Below are 21,948 nucleotides of genomic sequence, written 5' to 3' on the forward strand. Positions count from 1 at the left end.
CCATAAAAAAGGGGCCAAACATTGGCCCCTTTTTAGCGTCCCTCAACACATCCGATTATTGCAGACTTAGTGTAAAAGTCCCTTCCGGTGTAACAGGCAAGTATTTCTCATAAAAATCAAAGTAGGCTTGCTCTGGATTCAGGTCAGCAAACAACTCTGGGTACATCGCCTTGGCATAAAAAGCAATCATAGCACTGTCCATAATAGTTCGGCATGCACCGTGATAAGCACCAAACATGCGATTGTTCTGCACCGCAGACAAACTTGCCCAGCCAGTACGCTGTTTAAAACCTTCCAAACGCTTCAGGGCTTCTTCTTTATCCACGCCTTGGCCCATAATCATCGCGTCAGTAGAGTTTGCCGACTCATAACCTGTCATCACAATCACATCGGGATTGGAAGCAATGACTTGCTCAGGGTTAAGCTTGCCCCACCACTCTATGAATGGTGCTGAAATATTATCACCACCTGCCATAGTGGAAATGGCACCCCACATGTTTTTACCAAAGGTGTAACTCAACTCACTGGGTCCCATTGAACCAAACTCGGTGTAGATTTTAGGTTTTGGTAAATTGGCTTCGGCCAAACGTTTGCTAATGCCTTCAACACGCTCTTGATATTCTGTGGCAATTTTGGCGGCACGCGCTTCTTGCCCAGTTACCACACCAATTAGCTCCGTACTCTTCAGATGACGCTCTAAGGTTTGTGCATTGTAATCCACTACTAAGACAGGAATTCCAGCGTCTTGAATGCGCTCCACATCCGTTCCTAGACCTTTAAACTGCCAATCCGCTAATAACAACAAATCAGGGCGTAACGCGATGACCTTTTCTACTGAAAACGTTTTCGTATCCACACGGCCAATACCAGGAATGTCCGCTAAAGATGGACGGTGTTTAACATACATATCCCAATTTGCAGGGCGAGCTTGCCAAATGTACTTGGACATACCAACCACATTGTCATAAGCCGCTTCCGTCCCGATTGCCATGTAATCTTCTGGGTAAAAACCCACAATCACACGCTCAGCAGGACTGTTGAACGTGACTTCACGACCCAACACATCATCCACTGTCACTTGTTTAGCCCAACTTACACTTGCCACCGCAGCGAAAAGAAGCGTTATGAACAACTTAATCATAATAGAACCTTTTGTCTCATCAATAGTTTTGATTATGATAATCGTTCTTACTTAAATTAAATACTCCTTTCTGTCTTTCTTAGCTAAAACAGCTTTAAAATCAAAGTTAAAAAAAAGCCACTTAATCTGCTTAAGTGGCTTCTGGGTAAGACCGTCTATTTTTCCTTAAGCTTTATTCAGTGCGAAATTTCGCTACCATCTCATGCAACTCTTTGCCTAATACATCCTGACTCGCACAAAGCTTGGCCACATCTCCTGAAATTGCTGACACTTGCTGTGCTGAATAGCTGATATCAGTAATGTTCTTATTAATGTCCTCCGTAACCGCTCTTTGTTCTTCTGCTGACGCTGCAGTTTGCATGGTCATATCACGCATTTGTTTAACCACTTGTTCAATCTGTTCAAAAGATTCCAATGCCTGATCCGATAAACTAATGGCCGTTTCTGATTCATTCAGACTCGTCATCATAGAATCCGATGCTTGTTTCGTCCGACTGGCCAACAAGTTCAAAATACTGCCTATCTGTTCTGTCGATTCTTGCGTTCGTCCAGCAAGGGTTCTCACTTCATCCGCGACGACGGCAAAACCACGACCTTGTTCACCCGCTCGGGCGGCCTCAATGGCAGCATTCAAAGCCAATAAATTAGTTTGCTCAGCAATGTCCTGAATCGTAGAAAGAATCTGATTAATATTGGCGGTTTCTTTGGTTAACTCAGTAATGATGTCATTCGACTCTTTTAGACGTTGACCGAGTCGATTCACACCATCAGCACTGCCTTTCAGTAAATCTTTACCCGCTACCGTGGTTTCCAATCCCTTTTCCGAAAACTCGGCGGAATGCGTGCAGCTTTCCGCCGCATCACTAGAAGCAATCACCATTTGCTGGCCTGCTTCAACAATCAACTCAATGGAACGCAACTGTTCGCTCGTTGAAGTGGCTACCTCACTGGCTTTTTGAGAAGTTTCCGCTGAAACCTTATCCATTTTTTGGCTGGACTGCTTAATTCCGACGATTAACTGACGAGTCGAATCAATGAATTGATTAAACCAATTCGACAACACCCCAGTTTCATCTTTAGATTGAGTTTCAATCTTCGATGTTAAATCGCCTTCCCCTTCAGCCAAAATTTTCAAATGATTTGAAACGGACTCAATCGGTGTTACCAACCCTTTAGAAATCACAAAAGCAACTAATATACACACCAACAAAAGCAGTACACACACAATGATGGTAGTGGTAATCAGCTCATTGGTACTGGAGTAAATTTCCGCCGTTGGCATCAAACCGACAAATTTCCATTGTAAATTAGGCGAAGTGATCACATTGGCGTAATAGTCTTTACCGTCTAAGGTAAAGTGCAGCATACCAGTCGAAGCTTGGGCAATTTGTTTATAAGCATCACCCTCTAACTCACTTATTTTCTTGAAGTTGTTTTCCGGATGGATGGCGTCCACCAATACAGTACCTGTGTTTTCGATCACCATAATACTGCCAGACTCACCCAACTGAGTTTGGTTTGCCATATCCGTCAGGGTTTTGATCGATACATCGACAGCCACCACACCGCCGACTTGATTGCCTCTTTGATAAGTACGCACAGCGGAAACGTAAACCGCGTCGTCCGGTTCCCAGTAATAAGCCTCACGTAATACGGTTTTACCGTTATTTTCTATACCAACCGAATACCATGGGCGTTTCTTTGGATGCCACTCAGCGTAGCCATAGGTTCCAGGCCACTCAGAATAACCGCCTCCTTGATCCCCCATGTAGACATAAACAAAGTTGGGATTATTCGTGCCCACTGCCTCAAATAAACGGTAAAGTTCAGCCTCTCGACCACCATTACTATTGGCAACGTCTTTTGGCGCTTTTCCTTGTGTCTCAAAATACGTTGTGAGCGGTTTTGCTTGTGGATCGGTCACTTCATCACTGTCAGCCAAAAAACCTACCGTGTATTTAATGTCTTTAATAAATTGGTCAAAGGTCTTTTCCACAGCGCCCAAGGTTTGTCCGCTGTTTTTGGAAAAGTTTTCAAGTGCTTGGCTAGAAGCAAGATAACCTGTGATGGAACTCACTATTAGGATGGGTAATAAAGTGGCAAGTGAAAACGCAATTAATAATTTCGTTTTAATTTTCATAAAGATAGACCCAAATATTATTTTAGATAACATTAAGACATGCCAAAACAATCATCCATCAGAATCAAGTAATATCAATGGCCTAACCACTAACTCACATCTTAACGACAGAACGCCTGACATTTTTCAACTAATTGAAAGCGCCTTTAAAACTCTTCATCCCTCTTTATTTACTCTTCCCACTCAACAAAAATACTGTATTACTAGTAGACAAACCATAGTCTAGTTACAAAACATAACGAATATAGCCCCACCAATCAGCCAAAAAAAAGACCACATCTTATGGTCTTCTGGATCGATAATGATTTCTTATTGTAAACGGACTTAAGGCATGTTGTTGATGATATTGATCGTCGCCTTTCTCAACACTGGTAGCACATTTTTTTCTAAATAAGGGGGATCAATACAACCCTGTGGCCAACTCAATGACAAACACCCGATAAGCACACCATCGTCTTGTTTGATAGGAACAGCAATAGACTCAATGGGCAACCCATTAACACTTCGATTATTGTAATATGATACTTGTCGAACACCATAACCTAGGGTTCTTGTCTGCTCAATCATGTTACTTAACCAGAGGCTATCATGAGCTAATTTACCTTCTTTATTTTGTTGTTTCCTCAGGGAATGAATGACATCGGACCTTTCAGCTCCTTCACAAAAAGCGAGGAAACAACGGCCCACACCAGAATAAAGAAATTCTGGCCGACATAAGGAAGAACGGTTAATCAGAAACGATGTACGATTACGAGTGGTTTCGACCAGTTTCATCCTATCCCCATCACGAATAGCAATATCGGATGGCCAATCCAGTCTCCGATAAAGGTCATCCAAAACAGGAACGCTCGCTTCAGCCAAGCGAGCTTCTTGGGATTTAGGCTGGGTATCTTCAAGAACAGAAGAAGATAAGCTGTATTTATTCTCACTAAGGGACTTTACTACCCAACCGCTCAAGCTAAGCGTTTTTAAAATTCTCAATAATGTTGCTTTGTTTATACCAGTACAACGTTGCAACTCAGAAAGAGAGAGAGGAGAAGTCTTTTGTAGTTTCTCCAACACTTGCATTGCTCGAGTAACAGAATCAATTGCTTTCACCATAGGGCTAACCATTCAAGTATCAGGAGAGATTATTTAAGTGCTTAATAACACGTTTAAACATCTCATCTATTATTGTTATTAGAATTAATACTAATCGTTTAGCGCAAAACAAGGTCATTCAAAAAATAGGAATCTTTCGTGGTTTTTGAGATAAAAAAACCGTTCAAGTAAAAGGGGAGTAATACTTGAACGGCTTCTCAGGATCAATTTAAACGATTAAAAAACAACCAATAATTAATAGCTTATATTGACACCTAACGCGACATTATCTGCTGTGATGTCATAATTAGCGGCTTCTGCCCAAAACGCAATGTTTTTGCCAACCTGCTTCTTAATTTGCACAACCGTACCATCATTGTCATTCGCATCGACATCAGAGTCCTTATTATAGAAACCAGCGGCAACAGAATAGCCACTGTTAAGATAATAACGAGCCGTGACACCTAAAGTATTGTAATCTCCTGCTGTACCAAATGTGTCGGCATTCATTTCATAGGTAGCACCAAGATCAAGCTTGTCAAATTTATAGCCAGCGGTCAGCGCAGAACGAATGTAATTTTTAGATGCCCCAGCCATGCCTTTGCTGACAATGACCTGGCCCGCACCTAAGTTCAAATTACCCTCGTTATAAACAAAGCGATACGCTTTGGCATCAATGTCATCGCCGTTATTCTCATTTAACGAAATGGTCGCAAGAACCAGTTTGACGCCCATAAATTTAGGAGACGCCCAAGCAATCACATCATCCCCTTCAGAAGGTTGTCCGAAAAGTGTATTGCCCGTTGTAGCAGCACCGCCTGAATGCGCTTCATTGTATTCAAACAGGTCTACATTAGAATAAAGCTCGCGGTTTTGCCCACTGGTAATTCGTGGTGCCAAGACAAATGCACCGTATGCCGTTGGAAAAACCACATTTGCTTCTTTTAGATGTATATCCGCCTCACCCTCTGTACCATTAGTATCGCGACTGTTGATCGCATCAGATAAGTCCGCTTTAAGGTTATAAACCATCGTAAATTCTTTGGCCTTGACTACCCCGTTGATACCAACTTCTGCTTCAAACGCTTCTGGATCAAAGTCTTTGTCTTCTACACTTAGTACCCCAAGACTGGTTAAAAATGTAAAGTTTGGCTTATTAACAACCACTTCAGAATCATCAGCGGCAAAAGCAACTTGAGACATTAAAAATGGTACTGACAAAGTCATTGCTAACAAATTACGTGAATTTTTCATCATCAAAACGCCCTTTTTTTAATAATTGTTTTATAGAACATCTGAAGACTATCAAAATTGTTTAACAACAAAACAATGTGTTTCACCTAGTGAAATGCATTATTGCTTTTAGAAATTCCGGACAAAACTCAAAAAAAGAGGAACCAAACGAAGAACAGGCAAATCACATAACTTACAAAATATAGAAACAGAATTGGCCACGAAAATGTATCTCGAGGAGTGAGCAGTGGCGTTAGAACGAAGGGATGTTTTTTGGAATTAGACGAACGACTTTCTGCCCAAAATAAGTCTCACCTGCCAATATTGAACGTATTGGTAAGAAACTTAACACTTACTAAATAGACAATAGTCGAAAAGTTAAACGAACGCAGCCATGACCTTAGACACCTCTGGCAATACTGTTGTAGTGTCTTTTTGCATTTCAACACAAAGATCTTTTACAAAAGACACTTGCTCTGGATACAACTGTAACCAAGACAACACTGAGGACTGAACCTCTGCCAAACTTTGCTCTTGATTAACAGGTGCTCCTAGAGCGATGAGTCTTTCTTTAAAATCCACTTCATCAATTAAATCAACAATCATCATACCATGTCTCCTCCTTCACGGTTTCCCACTAACGAATCACCTTTTCTTCTAATAAAAAGTCAAAAATGGCTTGCGCTTTTTCTTCCACCGTTTCGTTTTTCAACACCTTACCGCCGCCACCAGTAGGTTTAGCGGTTGCCGCTTTAAAACGATCCGCTGCGTTTTTGGCTTTTACTACCTTCATACGCTTTGGCCTTGCTTTTGCGGGTGAGAACTGCCATTGAGTCGTTTCAACATCTTCAGCGACCTGCGTTTCTAAGACCTCAATTATCGCTCTCTGCCCCGGTCCAAAAGCCGTTTGGCGAGGCCCCTTCGCTGCTTTATCAAGGGTTGCTACAAAAGGTAATGCCACACTTACTAAGCGCCTTTGACCTCTCGGTAATGCGAGCAAAACTTGTGCCACGCCATCCTCAATAGACTGGATTTCCGCCACCCTAGGTAGCAGCGGCCAACCTAATTTTTCCGCCAATAGATACGGCAACATACCGGACGATTGGCCCATTTCAGATCGCACGCCCATCAACAACAATGAGGCTTCTTGCTGCTTAACATAGTCCATTAAGGGCGATAAAACATCCTCATTGGCTTGCTGTGCTAGCACCGACAATTTCGCTAAGCCCATACCCGCATATTGACGCAATACCGGAGAATCTGCGTTACCTACGTGCACCACAGACAAACTCATTAATTGACGCTCTTGCAGACGAAGACCCATTTCGACCGCCCGACCATCTTCTTCAGCGCGGCGCTCACGGCCTGATTGGGGATGACGACCAATTGAAACCAGAGCCAATACTTTAGGCAACATGGCTCACCTCCGACGACGCTTCATTCTGTTGCAATGTTTTGCCCGTGTGCTGTTCTGCCAGACGGCACAACTGGGCTAACACTTCTTCACTGTCCGCAATCACGGCTAAATCCGCCCGTTTCACCATATCGCAGCCCGCATCCGTATTGATAGCGACTATCTTGTCACACTGACCAATGCCCTGCATGTGTTGTATCGCACCCGAGATACCCACCGCCACATAAACTCGCGCCGTGACCCAAGTACCAGACGCACCGACTTGGCGCATTCTCGGCATAAACCCATCGTCCACCGCCACACGACTGGCACCCTCTGTTGCACCAAGCAATGCGGCACAATCGTGAAATTGTTGCCAATTATGAATACCATTGCCCGCCGATAAGATGAATTCCGCTTCCGCTAAAGGCACGGCATTTGGGTCAACCGCAATTAAGCCTTTATCTTCCAGTCGCACCTCTGATGCGAATTCCACTTGTAGGGCTAATGGCAAGACTTCATGACGGGTTTCATCTATTGCTTGGCCACACTCTTCTAACAACATCAGAATACGCGGCGTATCACGTTGAATATCCTGACTACCGGATGCAGCACGACACGTCGTCGTATCGATCGACACCTGCCAAGCTTGTGCCGCAGGACGCTCATCCAATTTCACCGCCAAACGTGATGCTAAGTCAGTACCACCATGCACACTGTCAGGGAACAACCAATGCTTCGGCTGATACCTGGTTTCCAATTGTAATAAAGCTTGAAGGCGTTGTTCTGGAGCAAAGCCTTCGTACTCTGCTGCCGATAAGTGAACCAAACGATCCACACCCGCTTCATCAAACTGAGTTTCTTTGGACTCACCAAAACATACCGCCACCACAGCCAAATTCTCGTCGGCATTGACAGCTTTTCGCTGCTTCGCCAGCTCATGAGCCAAGCCCAATATGTCTTTATCTTGCGCCGTCAGACGCCCACCTGCCATGTCCGGAACCACCATAATATAAGCATTGGGTTCCACCACTTGATGCAATGGCAATATCACTTCTTGTGAAGCAACACTGCGACGTTTCGCGCCAGCCGTGGCTTGACCATTCCCCACTAAACGATCAATTCGTTTCATGCCATTGGGGCCAATAAAACCCACTTGGTGAGGATTTTTGCGAATTAAACCAGATGGTCCTCGAACCACAGCCGATACTTGCGTCATGGCTTGATGCAAAGGGTGAAGACGATTGCGTGCTATCCATTCGGCTCTGGGATCACGACGTAGGATATCTTCATGTTCTGTCATGCTGCTCCCTCAATCAAATATTCGGCCATGATTTCAGCAATGTCCCGAACTTGTGGACGGGGCTCAACCACCCCTTCCAGCATAGCGGTACATTGTTGGCAACCCACCGCAACCAATTCCGCTCCCGTTGCCACCACATCTTCCATGCGCATATCAGCAATACGTCTTTCACCGGGAATGTCGGTAATCGGCGCACCGCCACCGCCACCGCAACAGCGCGAGCGATATCCAGAGCGTTCCATTTCCGCTATTTCAATGCCCAAGCTGGACAATAACGCTCTCGGCGATTCATATTCGCCATTGTATCGACCGAGATAACAAGGGTCGTGATAGGTTACCTTACCGCCTTTAAAAGCATCGACTTGTAACACGCCCTGCTCAATCAGGCGATTTAGGAAAGTCGTATGGTGCAAGACCTCAACACCTTGCAAAGCACCAGCTTGATCAAAGTCTGCGTATTCATTTTTTAAGCAATGAAAGGCATGCGGATCCGTGGTCACCAAGGTGCTAAATTCATACTGAGCTAAGGTCGCCAAGTTGCGTTTTGCCAAACTTTGAAAAGTCGCATCGTCCCCTAAACGACGCGCCACATCACCACTGTCTCTTTCTTCGTCACCTAAAATCGCTACCTCAACATTAGCGGCTTTAAGTAATTTCACAAAGGATCGGAGTATGCGTTGGCTGCGCATATCAAAGGCACCATCCGAGACCCAAAACAGCACCTCGGCTTTTTTAACGTCCTTCATCACAGCTAGATTCTGATCCGCCGCCCAATGGGTACGGCTGGATGGGGAATAGCCATTTGGATTGTCCGTCGCTATGATATTTTCTAATACTTCAGCGCCCTTGTTTGGTGTGTCGCCTTTTTCAAGGGTCAAAAAACGACGCATATCGACAATCGCATCCACATGCTCGATCATCATAGGGCATTCTTCCACACAGGCACGACAAGTCGTACAAGACCAAAGAGTATCTGAACTAATTAAACCATCAGTAATAATATTGTCTGCGCCGCCTTTGGCATGACCAACCTCCACACCCGGATACGCACTGCCTGCGTATTTTTCATCCGTACCACCAGCAAAACCGACCACCATATCTTGAATCAGTTTTTTGGGGTTCAAAGGCTGACCCGCGGCGAACGCAGGACAAACTGCTTCACAACGACCACATTGCACACAGGCATCAAACCCTAATAACTGGTTCCACTTAAAATCGCTCGGCTTGGCAACACCATGGGAAGCGCCACCTAAATCGGCCGCTTTTAAACCAGTAGAGCGACCACCGCCAAAGCGTTCAGGACGACGATGGAAAGCCAAATGCAAAGCCCCCGCAAAAGCGTGCTTCATCGGGCCACCCCATGTCATGCCAAACAGCATTTCACCTAGACTAAGTATCACCAATAAGGCCAAGAGCAAACTCACTAGGGTTAAACCTATGTTACCTAGACTAAAACTCTCCGGCAGAATGCCTGCCGCAGGTAAAGTCAGTACAAAAAAGGTCATGGCAAAGGTGAGTAAACTTTTCGGCAGACGCATCCACGGCCCTTTTGAAAGCCGCGAAGGCGGATTAAGGCGGCGCTTAAAGACAAACAAAGCACCACAAAACATCATGCCAAGGGCAGCCAATAGCATCCAAGCCAAAATACGACTTTGAATGTCGAACAAATGCACCAAGATCACCAACACCATGGCTAAAACAAAACCGCCCCCTGTGGCAACATGAGTGCGAGACATGTACTTATCTCGCTCTACCACATGGTGGAGATCGTGAAGATAACGCTTTGGCATAGCCAGTAAACCGGCCCACATATCGACTTTTTCCGCTTGCCCCCCACGCCACAAATTAACACGACGCAGCGCACCTATGGCGGCCAACACCAACAAGGTGGCAATCAAAGAAGGAATTAACCAATCAAAAATCATTTTTTACCCTCAATATTGAGCGTATTTAAAACAACAAAACCTATTAACAAGCTCAGCCAGCCTTTGCTCTTATAGGTCCTTACAAAGACGCAAAGCATCGTACATGGCGGCATGAATGTTGCGCTGCGATACACAATCCCCTAGACGCCACAACAGCATGCCGTCCAGTTTATCGGCCAACAACTCAGGTTGAGGTTTGATATCAAATAAGGCCTCATTATCAATCTGACCTTTGTTGACTGAGTTGGCTTTGAGCGCGTAATAAAGATCCTCATTTGGTCGTGTGCCGTTCTCCACGACCACTTGATCCACAACGCGCTCTTCTTTTTGACCTGTGTATTCGTTTTCCAATACCGCGACCAGTTTGCCGTCTTCTCGATAGACTTTTTCAAGCAGCATATCGGACGTCATAATGACTTCTTTTTCATACAAAGATCGGTAGTAAGTCGGGAAAGTCGTCCCGCCTATGCCAACGCCCGGTTTGATGTCGTCTGTCACCAACTCCACTAATGACCCTTTTGACGCCAAGTAATCCGCTGCGGACATGCCAGAAAACTCACAAATAGTGTCGTAGATAAGCACATTTTTACCAGGCTCTACAGAGCCGTTGAGAATATCCCAAGTCGACACTACCAGACCTTCTTCTGCACCCCACTCAGGGTTTTGTTCAAGGAAAGGACGACCACCAGTACATAAGACACACACGTCTGGATTCAAAGATTGAATCAAGTCAGCATCGGCTGCCGTGTCCAAACGTACTTCAACGCCAAGACGCTCAACTTCCATGATCAACCAGCGAGAAATACCCGCAATTTGATCACGCTGTGGTGCTTTCGCTGCCAAGCTGATTTGGCCGCCCAGTTCAGATGCTTTTTCGATCAAGGTCACTTTATGGCCACGTTCCGCCGCCACACGCGCGGCTTCCAAACCGCCAGGGCCACCGCCAACCACCACCACATTACGAATCGGGCCAGTGGTCTTTTCAATAATGTGTGGCAAGCCCATGTACTCACGAGAAGTCGCGGTATTTTGCACACATAAGACATCCAAACCTTGATATTGACGGTCGATACAATAGTTCGCCCCCACACATTGGCGAATTTGATCGACCTGATCCATCTTAATCTTGGCAATAAAGTGTGGATCGGCAATGTGCGCTCGAGTCATGCCGACAAAGTCCACATAACCCGCTTCGAGAATGCGCTTCGCTTGGTTGGGATCCTTGATGTTTTGCGCATGGATAACCGGCACATTCACCACTTCTTTGATGCCCGCCGCCAAATGCAGGAAAGGCTCAGGTGGATAGCTCATGTTTGGGATCACATTGGCTAAGGTATTGTGCGTATCACAACCTGACCCCACGACACCAAAGTAATCCACCATGCCAGTGGCATCATAGTATTGCGCGATTTGTTTCATATCCTCATGGTTCAAGCCATCTGGGTGGAATTCGTCCCCCGTGATGCGCATGCCCACCACAAAATCTGGGCCCACTTCTTCGCGCACTGCTTTGAGTACTTCCATACCAAACTTCATGCGACCTTCGAAAGTGCCGCCCCATTCATCGGTACGCTTGTTTACTCGTGGCGACCAGAACTGATCTATCATGTGTTGGTGTACGGCCGACAATTCGACACCATCCAAACCACCTTCTTTAGCACGACGTGCCGCTTGCACAAAATCGCCGATGACGCGCCAGATTTCCTCTTCTTCGATGGTTTTGCAGGTAGCACGATGCACGGGTTCACGAATACCAGATGGCGACATCAGGTTCGGCCAGTTTTCCCCATCCCAACGGGAACGGCGTCCCATGTGCGTAATTTGAATCATGATTTTGCCGCCATGCTTATGAACTGCATCGGCAAGATTTTGGAAATGGGGAATAATGCGGTCGGTCGACAAGTTCACCGAACTCCACCAGCTTTGTGGACTATCAATCGACACCACACTGGAACCACCACAAATACACAAGCCACAACCGCCCTTGGCTTTTTCTTCGTAATATTTCACGTAACGGTCTGTGGTCATACCGCCATCGGTGGCATACACCTCCGCATGCGCCGTACTCACAATGCGATTTCGAATGGTTAACTTATTAATATTGAGAGGCTCAAACAGCGCATCATACTGGGACATATAAAGAACTCCCGCTTACTGGAAAATACGTGAAATGGGTTGAGCAAAGCCATGCCGGCCCGCATGGCTTAACTGACTTTGTTAAAAACTGACAGACCTTCCTGACTGACGCTAAATAGGTTTCACTTCAAAATACCCCACATCGCAACCGTCTTCCGCGCCACTTTGAGTCTGTGTGGCTTGGGTACGAAGGGACGATTTTTGACTGACTAAAATCTGGTCTAACGCGCCTGCAAACCAACCTGTGAACATGTAATCCACTTTGCGATTGACCTTTTTACCGTGAATCTTTTCGTAGTGATAAACAAAAGCGGAATTTTCCAATCGCACTTTTGCTGTGCCCTTTTCAATATCCAATTCCTCGGTAATGAAAAAGCCCCAACCACGCTGGGATAAACGCTTCAAATAGTGATGCCAGATGTCAGCACCATAAATACCATGACACTCAGACTCCTGCTCACACCAAAAATAAGCCGACTTATAACCCGCTTTATAAAGAATGTCGGCGTAACGCTCTGCTCCAATCTCGTCTTCAATGCCCATGTGGTTGTTGACAAAAAAGTGACGTGGCACATACAACATAGGCAAAGCATCGGTCGTCCAAACACCGGTTTCATCATCTACGGTGATTGGCATTTCTGGCGTGTGTGAACTCATTTCAATTCCCTACATTTCTTCGTTAAAATCAAACAACAGATAAAATTTATAAAGCGTTATGAGGTCAAAAAGTGATTATTCACCCCAAATTTCTTTTAGTAGATTCACCCAATTATCACCCATGATTTTCATCACCTGACGCTCGCTAAAGCCGTGTTTTAATAGTGCCTCGGTCAAATTAGGAAAATCCCCCACGGTACGCATTCCGAGCGGATTAATAATTTCACCAAAGCGAGTCAAACGACGTGCGTAACCTTTATCGTGGGTTAGATATTCAAAGAAGTCGTATCCATGACCTTGTGTAAAGTCAGTACCAATACCAATGGCATCTTCACCGACAATGTTATAAATGTATTGAATGGCTTCGACGTAATCATCAACGGTGGCGTTAATCCCCGCTTTTAAGAAGGGGGCAAACATGGTCACACCAACAAAGCCGCCGTTATCAGCAATAAACTTAAGCTCTTCGTCAGTACGATTACGAGGGTGTTCTTTCAGACCTGCGGGTAAACAATGTGAATAAGCAACAGGCTTGGTTGATTCAATGATGACTTCTTTGGCGGTATTCGGGCCAACGTGAGACAGATCACACAACATGCCCACACGGTTCATCTCAGCAACGATTTCGCGACCAAACCCAGATAAACCGCCATCGCGTTCATAACAACCTGTGCCCACCAAGTTTTGCGTGTTGTAGCACATTTGAACTATGCCAACACCCAAGTCTTTGAAGATCTGCACATAACCAATTTGGTCTTCAAACGCATGGGCATTTTGAAACCCCATCATCACACCGGTTTTGCCTTCTGCCTTGGCTCGATGGATGTCTTTCGTGGTGTAAACCTTAGTGAGCAAATCACTGTTGGCTTCGATCAATTGATTCATTTCCACCACGTTGCGTACCGTGCCTTCAAAGTTTTCCCAAAACGACACAGTACAGTTCGCGGCCGTCAACTTACCTTTTGCCATGTCTTCAAACAATTCGCGATTCCATTTCGCGCAAATCAAACCATCAATCACAATGGCTTTATCATGTAGCTCTGCTGGGGTCATGGTGGATTCCTTTAGGATCTTAGCGATGAACCCAGTGTAATTTTTCAATAGCGCCGGAAGCTGGCTGGAAACGACTAGAGACAAACCAAAAGCGACTTTTCAGTAAGCAGAAAAAGACATCGACATAGTGGCGACAAGATCATCAGGCATAAGACGAGACAACTGACTCAGTCAATTGGGAGAATTTGCCCATCAAATAAAGTGATAGAACAAAGTGGCAACCAACGACATTTGATTCTCCTTTGTCCTCGGCGTCATAAGATTAAGGCTTGTTTTCATTAGTGAAATGGGAAAACTGACAGTATCTTGATACACTCAGCAAGCGTTTGATTGATGAGCAAGGATTGATGTACAAAAATTGGGGTCGCCGTACGGCAGTGTCTTCTTGTGGTGTATTGCTGTTATCGCTCAGTGGTTGCCAATCTATGTTGAATTTTGATTCGGTCGACTCCGTAAAAGAGTTGTCCAAACAGGTGCAAGACGCCGACAGCTTAGAAGATGTAAAAGCCATCGCTAAGCAGGCGAAAGTCACTCGTGATTACATACGTGCGGACTTAAAAGCCATCCAAGCCTTGTACAAAAATCTCGATCAACAGGTCAATAAAAAATGGGGCAAAAATAACAGCCAGCTGCCCAACAAGAAAAAGTACGTCAAATACGTGAACAACTACCAAGCGCGTGCCATTGTAGATTTTGACAATGGCAAAGTACGAGTAGAAACCGTTGACGGCCGCAACCCAAGAGACACACTAACCAAAGCGGTCACCACCACCCTACTGACTACAGCTGACCCAACCAAAACCGACATTTTCTCAAGCTCCGCGCCAAACACAGACGGCGTACCCTTCTTGTATCCGCAAGTCATGGACAACGAAGGCGTGCTAGTAAAATACCGCTGGCGAGCTGGCCGATATGCACAATACTTAGTTGCCAATAAACTGCAACGTAGTACCAGCAGCGGCAACCTCGTCTACTCCGTTGAATTTGATCTAGTGGAAAAACACGAACACTTGCGTCAAAAGAAATACAGCCAATACGTTCTGGCTGCAGCCAAACGATATAACCTAGAACCCGCATTGATTTACGGCATTATCGAAACCGAGAGTTCTTTTAATCCCTACGCGGTAAGCCCTGCCAATGCCTACGGACTCATGCAAGTGGTGCCAGCCACCGCTGGTCGTGACGTCTATAACCTGATCAAGAAAAAGTCCGGTGAACCCACCAAAGACGTGCTCTTCTCACCTGAACAAAACATCGATATTGGCAGCGCCTACTTGCACATATTACAAACCCGTTATCTTGTAAAAGTCAGTAATAAAACCAGCCAAGAATATTCCATGATTTCGGCTTACAACGGCGGTACAGGCAACGTCTTAAAAACCTTCGACAGCAACCGCTCGGTCGCCATGGACAAAATCAACCAAAACTCCTCTAGCTCTGTGTATCAAAAGCTCAGATACAATCACCCAAGAGAAGAGTCCCGTAACTACTTGGAAAAAGTGACCAAAGCCAAGAAAAACTATGAGTAAATTTACGCTGTAGTGCTACACGTGAGAGTGTTTTTTCAGTTTGCATACGCATTAGCCTGGCGGCTAAATCAAATAAGCAAGCTAGGATTATATGAGAACATGATGAAAACCAGCACAGGTGTCATCCACGCTGTTTCGTTCTTTTAGCGCCGTTTTTGAACCCACCAAGCGAACATCCAGTACAGGGATACAATGAGTAGAGAATAGATGAGAGCGACTATGGGGAATATTATGACGGCAAAAACATTACGACCGCCGTCTCCGATGTAGGTATCCATATTTTTGTGATCTTCTTCAGTCCAAGTATCAGTTTCCTGTTGAGACCAGACGCCATTGCCGTCTCTATCTAGTGTTTCGATTTTACTTTCCAGAGACCAATTGAATGCAGCCCATTGAGCAATCACCACGCTGCTCATGATAAACGCAGACAAGCCGACCAATATCATAAAAGCCAATGCGCCTTTAGACCGCTTTCTTAACAAATAACAAAGAAGCAAAGGCACCAGTAGCAGTAACATAGCAATCACAAGGTAGATCATTTGCTCAAGACTCATGGAACATCCTTATTTCACAGCGATATAAATCTCGACTTCTTGCTCGCTCTTATAGCATTCAAAATCCGTTGTGAAAGCGCGAGTATGTGCACATTTTTCTGAGGCGAAATAGGCCCAAACCTCTCCCCACAAGTCGATGACCGCTTGCGGCATTTCACCAGTATGTTGGAATTTGACATAGTTTCCAGCGGGTATTTGATGCTCTTCTAGATTTTTGCCTGTCAGCGAATCAGCACAAGCCACCACATCAAAGGCGCCTGTGTGATCGGATTCATAATGGGTATAGAGGCCAAATACGCGAGAATGCGGATCAAGCATGGGGGATAAATCACCGTAAAACTTTGCCCACAAAGCGCTAATCTTGGCTGTGTCTGGTGTCATTTCTGCGTCATTGGTGGTGCGAACAGACAGGCCAGCAACCTGTATCGTATCGAATTGAATCAGTTCCATGAGTCTTCCTTGTTGATGGTTTAATTTTGGTGAAACACTGAATGACACCGTGATGGCGTGTCAGTCCTTTTGATTGGTTTTACTTCACTGTTTAAGCACGACTGTATTAACCGAACCTAAGGATTGAGGCTTCCTCCTAGATTCTACTCTTCACAGTTAACTCATTGCTATATTTCCACTCACAATACGCAAGAAACAGCACAAATATACCTTCTAGTCCGAGAAACACCGATCCAAAAGCGCAGCACTTAACGGCATCAATTGAATTGGCCCAGCATCAATCATCTTGCGACAATTGTAGCAACTCGCTACACTTCCTATACCACACTTAAGGAGATTTTATTATGTCTACCGCAAGTATTCGACTTGACCAAGAGTTAGTTGATAAAGCGGCTATTATGGCTAAAGCCCTAAACCGCACAACACCTAAACAAATTGAACATTGGGCTAAAATCGGTGAAATGATGGAAGATAACCCCGATTTACCTTATGAGTTCGTAAAACAAGCTATCATTGCCAAAGCCGAAAAAGAAGCCGGAAAGCTTGAGGAATACAACTTTGGCTAAGATTACCCAAGTTCTTCAGACAGCCACATTTAAAAAAGCAGTCAAAAAACTACACAAAAACCAAAAAGCGGATCTAGATAACGCAATCAAAGACCTGATTGAAGATCCGCTTCTAGGACAGCAAAAGAAAGGCGATTTATCCTTTCTTCGCGTGTACAAATTTAAAATGGTGAAACAACCGACATTACTTGGTTATAGTTACGAAGATGGCACCGTTACTCTCGAACTTATGGCTTTAGGTTCTCATGAAAATTTTTATCGCGATATGAAAAATATCTTCTGAGCTGGCATGAGGCATAACGCCCGCTTAAGTGGTGAGCAACGCTACCACAATACTCAATTATTGGGCCGTAAACACAAAAGCCGAATCAAACTAAAACCGCCGAGCGTTGCGAATCCGTCTTAAAGCGTTTGTTAGTTTTATTTGCCTAAGTTAGCCTCAATACTAAGTAACTCAAAGCTTGCTCTTGATTGATGGTATTTCTGCCAATTTTCCATGACCAGATGATTGGCAAGCTTTCCTCGCTGATCTGTATCACTATATTCTGGGTCAATCAATTCGACTGACTCGTAAGTAAGACCATTTTCAGTAAGAAAATTGGTAAGCATGTCATCAAAGGAAATCGAAGCATAAGAAACATGGCTATTGTCGAATGTCAGATTAATACCTAGCTTTGGACATATAGCTCCGTTAGAAATAGCTTCATTTTTGAACGTCATTACTGTGTTTTTAACAGCCCTTCGAAAAGCGTAAGAAACAACCATTTTCTTTGTATATGGCTTAACGCAATGTCTCCAGCTAATTACGACTCTGGAGTTATCGTTTCGGATTATGAACAAACATTTATTACGATGAAAATCTAATCCCACTTCAATGTCTTTAATACCACAACCCACCTTCTCATCATACTCACTATGCAATGTAAACAAAGCCTCAAAAAAAGCTTTGTCATCCAAAGTCATTAGTGAGCCGGGAGCATATGAGTTAATACGACGACGAGCATCTTCTTCACATGCCTTTCGGGTACCGAATTTAAATTGACCAAATGAAATAGGTTTTGCCACAACTTTCTCCTGTAAAACTAACGCCCTGTTAAGGGGCTGATAATGTTTGGCTAAACTGTGTAGCGAAGCGAAACCGAGCCAAACTTTAGCAGTCCCGTCTTGAACAGCTTGTTATGTGGTTTATTCACTTTTTAGTTTTTTGGAATTTAAATCTTTTTTGAGTAAGTCCGCTAATTCAGAGTGCTTTTCCCAACACTTTGGCATGTATTCTTTAGCTGTTTGATCTCTTTCATCTTCCCATTCCTTTCGTTTTTCAAGCCGCCATTTTTTCTCATGATCTTCTTCAAACTTTGGAATGAACTCTTCCGGCGGTGACGGTAAATTACTTACCATATCGACTATTGAGCTTCTCACGGCTTTGAATGCTTTTCGGATATCTTCTGTAGAGTGAAGCCTTAATTTTACTTCTACTTTATAAAACTTTTCCAATTGTGCGTCAGTATCGCGACCTTTATTTCTGATTAATCGGTCGCTAGTATGAAGTACCTCTTCATATAAAGCGGACAAATCATTAAGCTCTTTTTCTAAAAGTCTAACTTGATCAGCTCTTTCTTGCCTTTCTCTTGCGTTTTTTGAAGTTATAAACGCATTAAGAAGCATTGCGCTACCAGCAATAACTGCTCCTAATGCTGTTCCAATAATTGCTTCCATATACTCCAAACTCTCCTAACCACATAACGCCGCGCTTTGCGGCTGTTTTGTAGCGCCAGCGGAAAAATAGTCCGACAACAGCGCCTTGTTACAAGTAAACTGCTACGGAATATGAAACAGCATCACGGATAGCTTTACTTCTCTGTTCTCATCGTTCAATAGTGGCCAATCCTATAGATGATCGGGAAGAGATAAAATCTTGCGCGATTGCCTCCCAACCATAAGATAAGTCATCACTATTGCTTTGAGATGTCACAGATTTCTCCTTGCTCACTAACGCCCGCATTTGCGGCTGGTATGGAGCGTAGCGGAATGCCAGTCCGACAACATGCGTTTGTTATGCCTAAAATTTGGTGAATATTCTAATAATTCATTTCTATCGGATAACTAATTTCCAATAAACGTCTATGAAACTCTTTCCATCTATTAGTGTCCACATCCTTAACATAGGCTATTAATCCAGAAAGGTGGTTATAAAACCCAAGAGGAGAATCAAATTTCTCATGTTTAGATACAGATACAATTCCATATTTTTGAATGGAATATAAATGCCTATCAATACGCTTGTAGGTTTCTTTCGACAATCTAGGTGAGTCACCATCAACCAATAATCCAAGAACTAATTTCTTTGAACCAGGCCCTGCAACCCTAGTCTTCTTTCTATTCTCTTTAAATTTATTCCTGCGGATAATCCCAACTATAGAGCGATGAATTTCACCAATTGATAAACCTTTAGGAAAATTCTCATTAGAAGATAAAGTCAAATCATCTGCATATCGTGTGTAAATCAGACCATGTTGATCAGCATAATCTGTTAATTCAACATCAAGATTACGAGCTGCAAGGTTACTTAGCATTGGGCTCGTCGGTGCTCCCTGTGGCAAGACGCCCATAGAAGACATGTACGGCATCGTCCCAAATCCAGGAACTTCCATGTAACGCTGATATAAATTATAAAATTTTTCCTTCTCTTTGGTTCGGGGGTCAATTAATAGATGGCCTAAGTGGTTGGGAAGTCTAAGAGTTGTACAAATCCTAGCCATCTCGAAGGCTAGTAAAGGTCGGTATCCTAATTCTGAAAAAACTTTATATACATTAGCTTCATTAACTGAATAGAAAAAGTCTGCCAAGTCATATTGAAACATCCATCTTGCCCCGCAATGCATTGAGGCACAGAGCCTAATTCCCCCTTTTTTATGAAAAGCAAAAGATGCGGAATGAGGTTCAACTTTTTGCAAAATTTCTGAGTTAATGAATTGTTGGGCCTGTAACAACCCGCCAGTAACCGAATGTATGTGACGCCTCCCTCCTGAGCGCTTTTTGATGGCAAACATACGGTAGTTTGCGAATTCCCTGCGCCGTTCAACTGTTGCTCGTAGAAATGAGTAATCTATGTCTATGATCTTTGACAGATGTCCAAGGGTAAAAATCACAGGAAGCCCTGATCGCTTGAGGCTTTGAGCATAGTTTTTTAAATGGACAACCGACGACTCATCTAGGGTAGATTTAGCAGCCGTTGAGAGTTGGTGTACTGACCAAGTTTCCATTCACCTCTCCTTTGAGCCCAAGGGGCCATTAGTGTCATGGCTCTTCCGAGACACCGAAGGTGATTGAGGCATGACACTAAAGGGCGGCTCAGCCGCCTTAGCGTCAGATCTTTCCAGAGATGCCTCTCCGACATCCCCATCCGTAAAAGTAAAGGCTTCTACAGAATCAGTCGACAGGTGAGATGCACCTGTCAACGGCTGAATGTTAGCTTGGCCAGCACACCAAGAGCTTGGAATATACAGACCATAATCCCATGTGGGAAGACCTTTATGTTTTTGTGTCTTCTTAAGTGTATCCAATCCAACTTTTGTTAGCCTAAGATTAAGTGTCAAAAAACCAAGATTAGTGGCATGTTCAATCAATTTGCTTGCGTAATGATTATCCACATTTAACCTAGCAGCTATGCTAGTATTATTCCTTACACCTTTCTTCACCATTACTAGTAGACTTAGCATATTATTAGAAATAGTTTGTGTTAAGGGTTCATCATAAACATCTTTATTCAGTAAATTTATAAGCCATCCGGGTAAGGCTCGATCAGGCATTAGTCCCTGCCACTTTGTATTACTGAACCATAATATTCCAGGGATATTATTTGGAACGCTGTGATAAAATATTACATTTGATAAAACACCACCATAACCTAAGCGTGCCCATCTCATAACTTTTTTTTGATTTTTGCAAAGTTCTAAAACCTCTTTGTAATTAGTACCCCAACGCTCTTCTAGCCACCTCTCTTCGTAAACAACTTCGCTAACAAAATCCACTTTGATAGATTTTCGAAACTTCCGGCATCCATGATCTGATCCTCGAATATTATCTAAAATTTTTCTTTCTGAATCCCTTGGCCTTGCGTAAGAAATTACCGTTATCTTAATCCAACCAAAACTCCACCAACTTAAAAATGTTGGATTTTCTAACATTGCGTTAACAAAGCTAGAAACACGGTCGCCACTTCCTATTGAGTCATCAATAAGGACAATGCTTCGTACATTTCTATCTTTTAAGTCTTGTAGCGAAGGATGGTCAATTAGTCGACCATTACTAGATCGAACAAGGTTTGAGATGATTGAATATACTAGATCTTCACTACCTTGTGATGTAGCCGGCCTTACCACTGGTTTACCAGAAGAATCCCAGTAGCCTATTGGCTCCGAACCCAACTTTCTCACCGAATATAACGCGTATTCTTTTTTCGACGGCAGTCGCTCTACAGAGCGACGAAGCCAGTTCGAATACTCATCGCGTGATATGAACTTTAAATGACTCAAAAGTGTCTTTGCAGTTGCCTGCTGTTCATTATTGAATTGAGAGAGCCACTCTCGAATTTCTGCTGACCGCTCAATAGCTGCAACTGAGAGCTGTTGGTATCTTCCTTTCGACAGACTCATATCGATGCCTAATTCTTGATGCTTATTATCTCATTACGACCGCGCACGGATTTGCATAACATCTATGGACACCCCGATTTTTGCAAGCAAAATCAAGATCTAACAAGAAGCGTTTTGCAGCCATCTATTCGGA

Annotated in this window: 20 protein-coding genes; 3 read left to right on the forward strand and 17 right to left on the reverse strand. The window is 44.0% G+C overall.

Annotation, left to right across the window (positions count from 1 at the left end; all coding sequences use genetic code 11):
• Nucleotides 1–55 precede the first annotated feature (55 nt).
• From ACHUFM_RS16470 to ACHUFM_RS16520, 11 genes are all read right to left on the reverse strand, one after another.
• Nucleotides 56–1,141, reverse strand: a complete 1,086-nt coding sequence (locus ACHUFM_RS16470; RefSeq protein WP_394183599.1) for an ABC transporter substrate-binding protein — start codon at nucleotides 1,139–1,141, stop codon at nucleotides 56–58.
• Between the two features lie 172 nt (nucleotides 1,142–1,313).
• Nucleotides 1,314–3,281, reverse strand: coding sequence for a methyl-accepting chemotaxis protein (locus ACHUFM_RS16475; RefSeq protein WP_394183601.1), 1,968 nt, complete (start codon nucleotides 3,279–3,281; stop codon nucleotides 1,314–1,316).
• A 324-nt stretch (nucleotides 3,282–3,605) separates the two neighbouring features.
• On the reverse strand, nucleotides 3,606–4,382 hold the full coding sequence (locus tag ACHUFM_RS16480) for an IclR family transcriptional regulator domain-containing protein (RefSeq protein WP_394183603.1): 777 nt from the start codon (nucleotides 4,380–4,382) through the stop codon (nucleotides 3,606–3,608).
• Nucleotides 4,383–4,616: 234 nt separating this feature from the next.
• A complete protein-coding gene (locus ACHUFM_RS16485) occupies nucleotides 4,617–5,618 on the reverse strand; it encodes a porin (protein ID WP_394183605.1) in 1,002 nt (333 codons plus the stop codon).
• A gap of 354 nt (nucleotides 5,619–5,972) precedes the next feature.
• Nucleotides 5,973–6,203 carry a hypothetical protein gene (locus ACHUFM_RS16490; RefSeq protein ID WP_394183607.1) on the reverse strand — a complete coding sequence of 77 codons (231 nt, stop codon included), beginning with the start codon at nucleotides 6,201–6,203 and terminating at the stop codon, nucleotides 5,973–5,975.
• Nucleotides 6,204–6,231: 28 nt separating this feature from the next.
• The gene (gene etfB, locus ACHUFM_RS16495; protein WP_394183609.1) at nucleotides 6,232–7,011 is read right to left on the reverse strand and encodes an electron transfer flavoprotein subunit beta; all 780 of its coding nucleotides are present in this window, start codon (nucleotides 7,009–7,011) and stop codon (nucleotides 6,232–6,234) included.
• On the reverse strand, nucleotides 7,001–8,290 hold the full coding sequence (gene etfA, locus ACHUFM_RS16500; protein WP_394183611.1) for an electron transfer flavoprotein subunit alpha: 1,290 nt from the start codon (nucleotides 8,288–8,290) through the stop codon (nucleotides 7,001–7,003). The genes etfB and etfA overlap by 11 nt, the downstream gene beginning before the upstream one ends.
• Nucleotides 8,287–10,215, reverse strand: a complete 1,929-nt coding sequence (locus ACHUFM_RS16505; RefSeq protein WP_394183613.1) for a (Fe-S)-binding protein — start codon at nucleotides 10,213–10,215, stop codon at nucleotides 8,287–8,289. Before ACHUFM_RS16505 ends, etfA begins: the two co-directional genes overlap by 4 nt.
• Before the next feature lie 69 nt (nucleotides 10,216–10,284).
• A complete protein-coding gene (dgcA, locus tag ACHUFM_RS16510) occupies nucleotides 10,285–12,351 on the reverse strand; it encodes a dimethylglycine demethylation protein DgcA (RefSeq protein ID WP_394183615.1) in 2,067 nt (688 codons plus the stop codon).
• Between the two features lie 111 nt (nucleotides 12,352–12,462).
• Nucleotides 12,463–13,008 (reverse strand): DUF5943 domain-containing protein, encoded by a 546-nt coding sequence (locus tag ACHUFM_RS16515; protein ID WP_394183617.1) that lies wholly within the window; start codon nucleotides 13,006–13,008, stop codon nucleotides 12,463–12,465.
• 75 nt (nucleotides 13,009–13,083) lie between these two features.
• Nucleotides 13,084–14,061 (reverse strand): dipeptidase, encoded by a 978-nt coding sequence (locus ACHUFM_RS16520; protein ID WP_394183619.1) that lies wholly within the window; start codon nucleotides 14,059–14,061, stop codon nucleotides 13,084–13,086.
• A gap of 347 nt (nucleotides 14,062–14,408) precedes the next feature.
• On the opposite strand from ACHUFM_RS16520, the gene ACHUFM_RS16525 reads away from it, so the two are divergent.
• Complete coding sequence (locus ACHUFM_RS16525; protein WP_394183621.1) at nucleotides 14,409–15,590, forward strand: murein transglycosylase domain-containing protein; 1,182 nt, start codon at nucleotides 14,409–14,411, stop codon at nucleotides 15,588–15,590.
• Between the two features lie 143 nt (nucleotides 15,591–15,733).
• Here the strand turns inward: ACHUFM_RS16525 and ACHUFM_RS16530 are convergent, their stop codons facing one another.
• Complete coding sequence (locus tag ACHUFM_RS16530) at nucleotides 15,734–16,144, reverse strand: hypothetical protein (protein WP_394183623.1); 411 nt, start codon at nucleotides 16,142–16,144, stop codon at nucleotides 15,734–15,736.
• Nucleotides 16,145–16,153: 9 nt separating this feature from the next.
• On the reverse strand, nucleotides 16,154–16,594 hold the full coding sequence (locus ACHUFM_RS16535; RefSeq protein WP_394183625.1) for a GyrI-like domain-containing protein: 441 nt from the start codon (nucleotides 16,592–16,594) through the stop codon (nucleotides 16,154–16,156).
• A gap of 344 nt (nucleotides 16,595–16,938) precedes the next feature.
• Between ACHUFM_RS16535 and ACHUFM_RS16540 the strand changes: the two genes are divergently transcribed.
• Together ACHUFM_RS16540 and ACHUFM_RS16545 are read left to right on the forward strand one after the other, a co-directional pair.
• Nucleotides 16,939–17,160, forward strand: coding sequence for a TA system antitoxin ParD family protein (locus tag ACHUFM_RS16540; protein WP_063331944.1), 222 nt, complete (start codon nucleotides 16,939–16,941; stop codon nucleotides 17,158–17,160).
• Complete coding sequence (locus ACHUFM_RS16545) at nucleotides 17,153–17,443, forward strand: type II toxin-antitoxin system RelE/ParE family toxin (protein ID WP_394183627.1); 291 nt, start codon at nucleotides 17,153–17,155, stop codon at nucleotides 17,441–17,443. The genes ACHUFM_RS16540 and ACHUFM_RS16545 overlap by 8 nt, the downstream gene beginning before the upstream one ends.
• Nucleotides 17,444–17,580: 137 nt before the next feature.
• On the opposite strand, the gene ACHUFM_RS16550 is transcribed toward ACHUFM_RS16545, so the two are convergent.
• From ACHUFM_RS16550 to ACHUFM_RS16565, 4 genes are all read right to left on the reverse strand, one after another.
• Complete coding sequence (locus ACHUFM_RS16550; protein WP_394183629.1) at nucleotides 17,581–18,225, reverse strand: DCL family protein; 645 nt, start codon at nucleotides 18,223–18,225, stop codon at nucleotides 17,581–17,583.
• Nucleotides 18,226–18,345: 120 nt separating this feature from the next.
• Nucleotides 18,346–18,876 (reverse strand): hypothetical protein, encoded by a 531-nt coding sequence (locus tag ACHUFM_RS16555; RefSeq protein ID WP_394183631.1) that lies wholly within the window; start codon nucleotides 18,874–18,876, stop codon nucleotides 18,346–18,348.
• 362 nt (nucleotides 18,877–19,238) lie between these two features.
• Nucleotides 19,239–20,423: a reverse transcriptase family protein gene (locus tag ACHUFM_RS16560; RefSeq protein WP_394183633.1), complete on the reverse strand. Its 1,185-nt coding sequence runs from the start codon at nucleotides 20,421–20,423 to the stop codon at nucleotides 19,239–19,241.
• The gene (locus ACHUFM_RS16565) at nucleotides 20,424–21,815 is read right to left on the reverse strand and encodes a phosphoribosyltransferase-like protein (protein WP_394183635.1); all 1,392 of its coding nucleotides are present in this window, start codon (nucleotides 21,813–21,815) and stop codon (nucleotides 20,424–20,426) included.
• Nucleotides 21,816–21,948: the final 133 nt, after the last annotated feature.

Source organism: Marinomonas posidonica (assembly GCF_043643765.1).
GTDB classification, from domain to species: Bacteria; Pseudomonadota; Gammaproteobacteria; order Pseudomonadales; family Marinomonadaceae; genus Marinomonas; species Marinomonas posidonica_A.

Coding starts and splice junctions, on each gene's coding strand:
- ACHUFM_RS16470 (WP_394183599.1), bottom strand. CDS start 1,141: ATGATTAAGTTGTTCATAACGCTTCTTTTCGCTGCGGTGGCAAGTGTA.
- ACHUFM_RS16475 (WP_394183601.1), bottom strand. CDS start 3,281: ATGAAAATTAAAACGAAATTATTAATTGCGTTTTCACTTGCCACTTTA.
- ACHUFM_RS16480 (WP_394183603.1), bottom strand. CDS start 4,382: ATGGTGAAAGCAATTGATTCTGTTACTCGAGCAATGCAAGTGTTGGAG.
- ACHUFM_RS16485 (WP_394183605.1), bottom strand. CDS start 5,618: ATGATGAAAAATTCACGTAATTTGTTAGCAATGACTTTGTCAGTACCA.
- ACHUFM_RS16490 (WP_394183607.1), bottom strand. CDS start 6,203: ATGATGATTGTTGATTTAATTGATGAAGTGGATTTTAAAGAAAGACTC.
- etfB (WP_394183609.1), bottom strand. CDS start 7,011: ATGTTGCCTAAAGTATTGGCTCTGGTTTCAATTGGTCGTCATCCCCAA.
- etfA (WP_394183611.1), bottom strand. CDS start 8,290: ATGACAGAACATGAAGATATCCTACGTCGTGATCCCAGAGCCGAATGG.
- ACHUFM_RS16505 (WP_394183613.1), bottom strand. CDS start 10,215: ATGATTTTTGATTGGTTAATTCCTTCTTTGATTGCCACCTTGTTGGTG.
- dgcA (WP_394183615.1), bottom strand. CDS start 12,351: ATGTCCCAGTATGATGCGCTGTTTGAGCCTCTCAATATTAATAAGTTA.
- ACHUFM_RS16515 (WP_394183617.1), bottom strand. CDS start 13,008: ATGAGTTCACACACGCCAGAAATGCCAATCACCGTAGATGATGAAACC.
- ACHUFM_RS16520 (WP_394183619.1), bottom strand. CDS start 14,061: ATGACCCCAGCAGAGCTACATGATAAAGCCATTGTGATTGATGGTTTG.
- ACHUFM_RS16525 (WP_394183621.1), top strand. CDS start 14,409: ATGTACAAAAATTGGGGTCGCCGTACGGCAGTGTCTTCTTGTGGTGTA.
- ACHUFM_RS16530 (WP_394183623.1), bottom strand. CDS start 16,144: ATGAGTCTTGAGCAAATGATCTACCTTGTGATTGCTATGTTACTGCTA.
- ACHUFM_RS16535 (WP_394183625.1), bottom strand. CDS start 16,594: ATGGAACTGATTCAATTCGATACGATACAGGTTGCTGGCCTGTCTGTT.
- ACHUFM_RS16540 (WP_063331944.1), top strand. CDS start 16,939: ATGTCTACCGCAAGTATTCGACTTGACCAAGAGTTAGTTGATAAAGCG.
- ACHUFM_RS16555 (WP_394183631.1), bottom strand. CDS start 18,876: ATGGAAGCAATTATTGGAACAGCATTAGGAGCAGTTATTGCTGGTAGC.
- ACHUFM_RS16560 (WP_394183633.1), bottom strand. CDS start 20,423: ATGGAAACTTGGTCAGTACACCAACTCTCAACGGCTGCTAAATCTACC.
- ACHUFM_RS16565 (WP_394183635.1), bottom strand. CDS start 21,815: ATGAGTCTGTCGAAAGGAAGATACCAACAGCTCTCAGTTGCAGCTATT.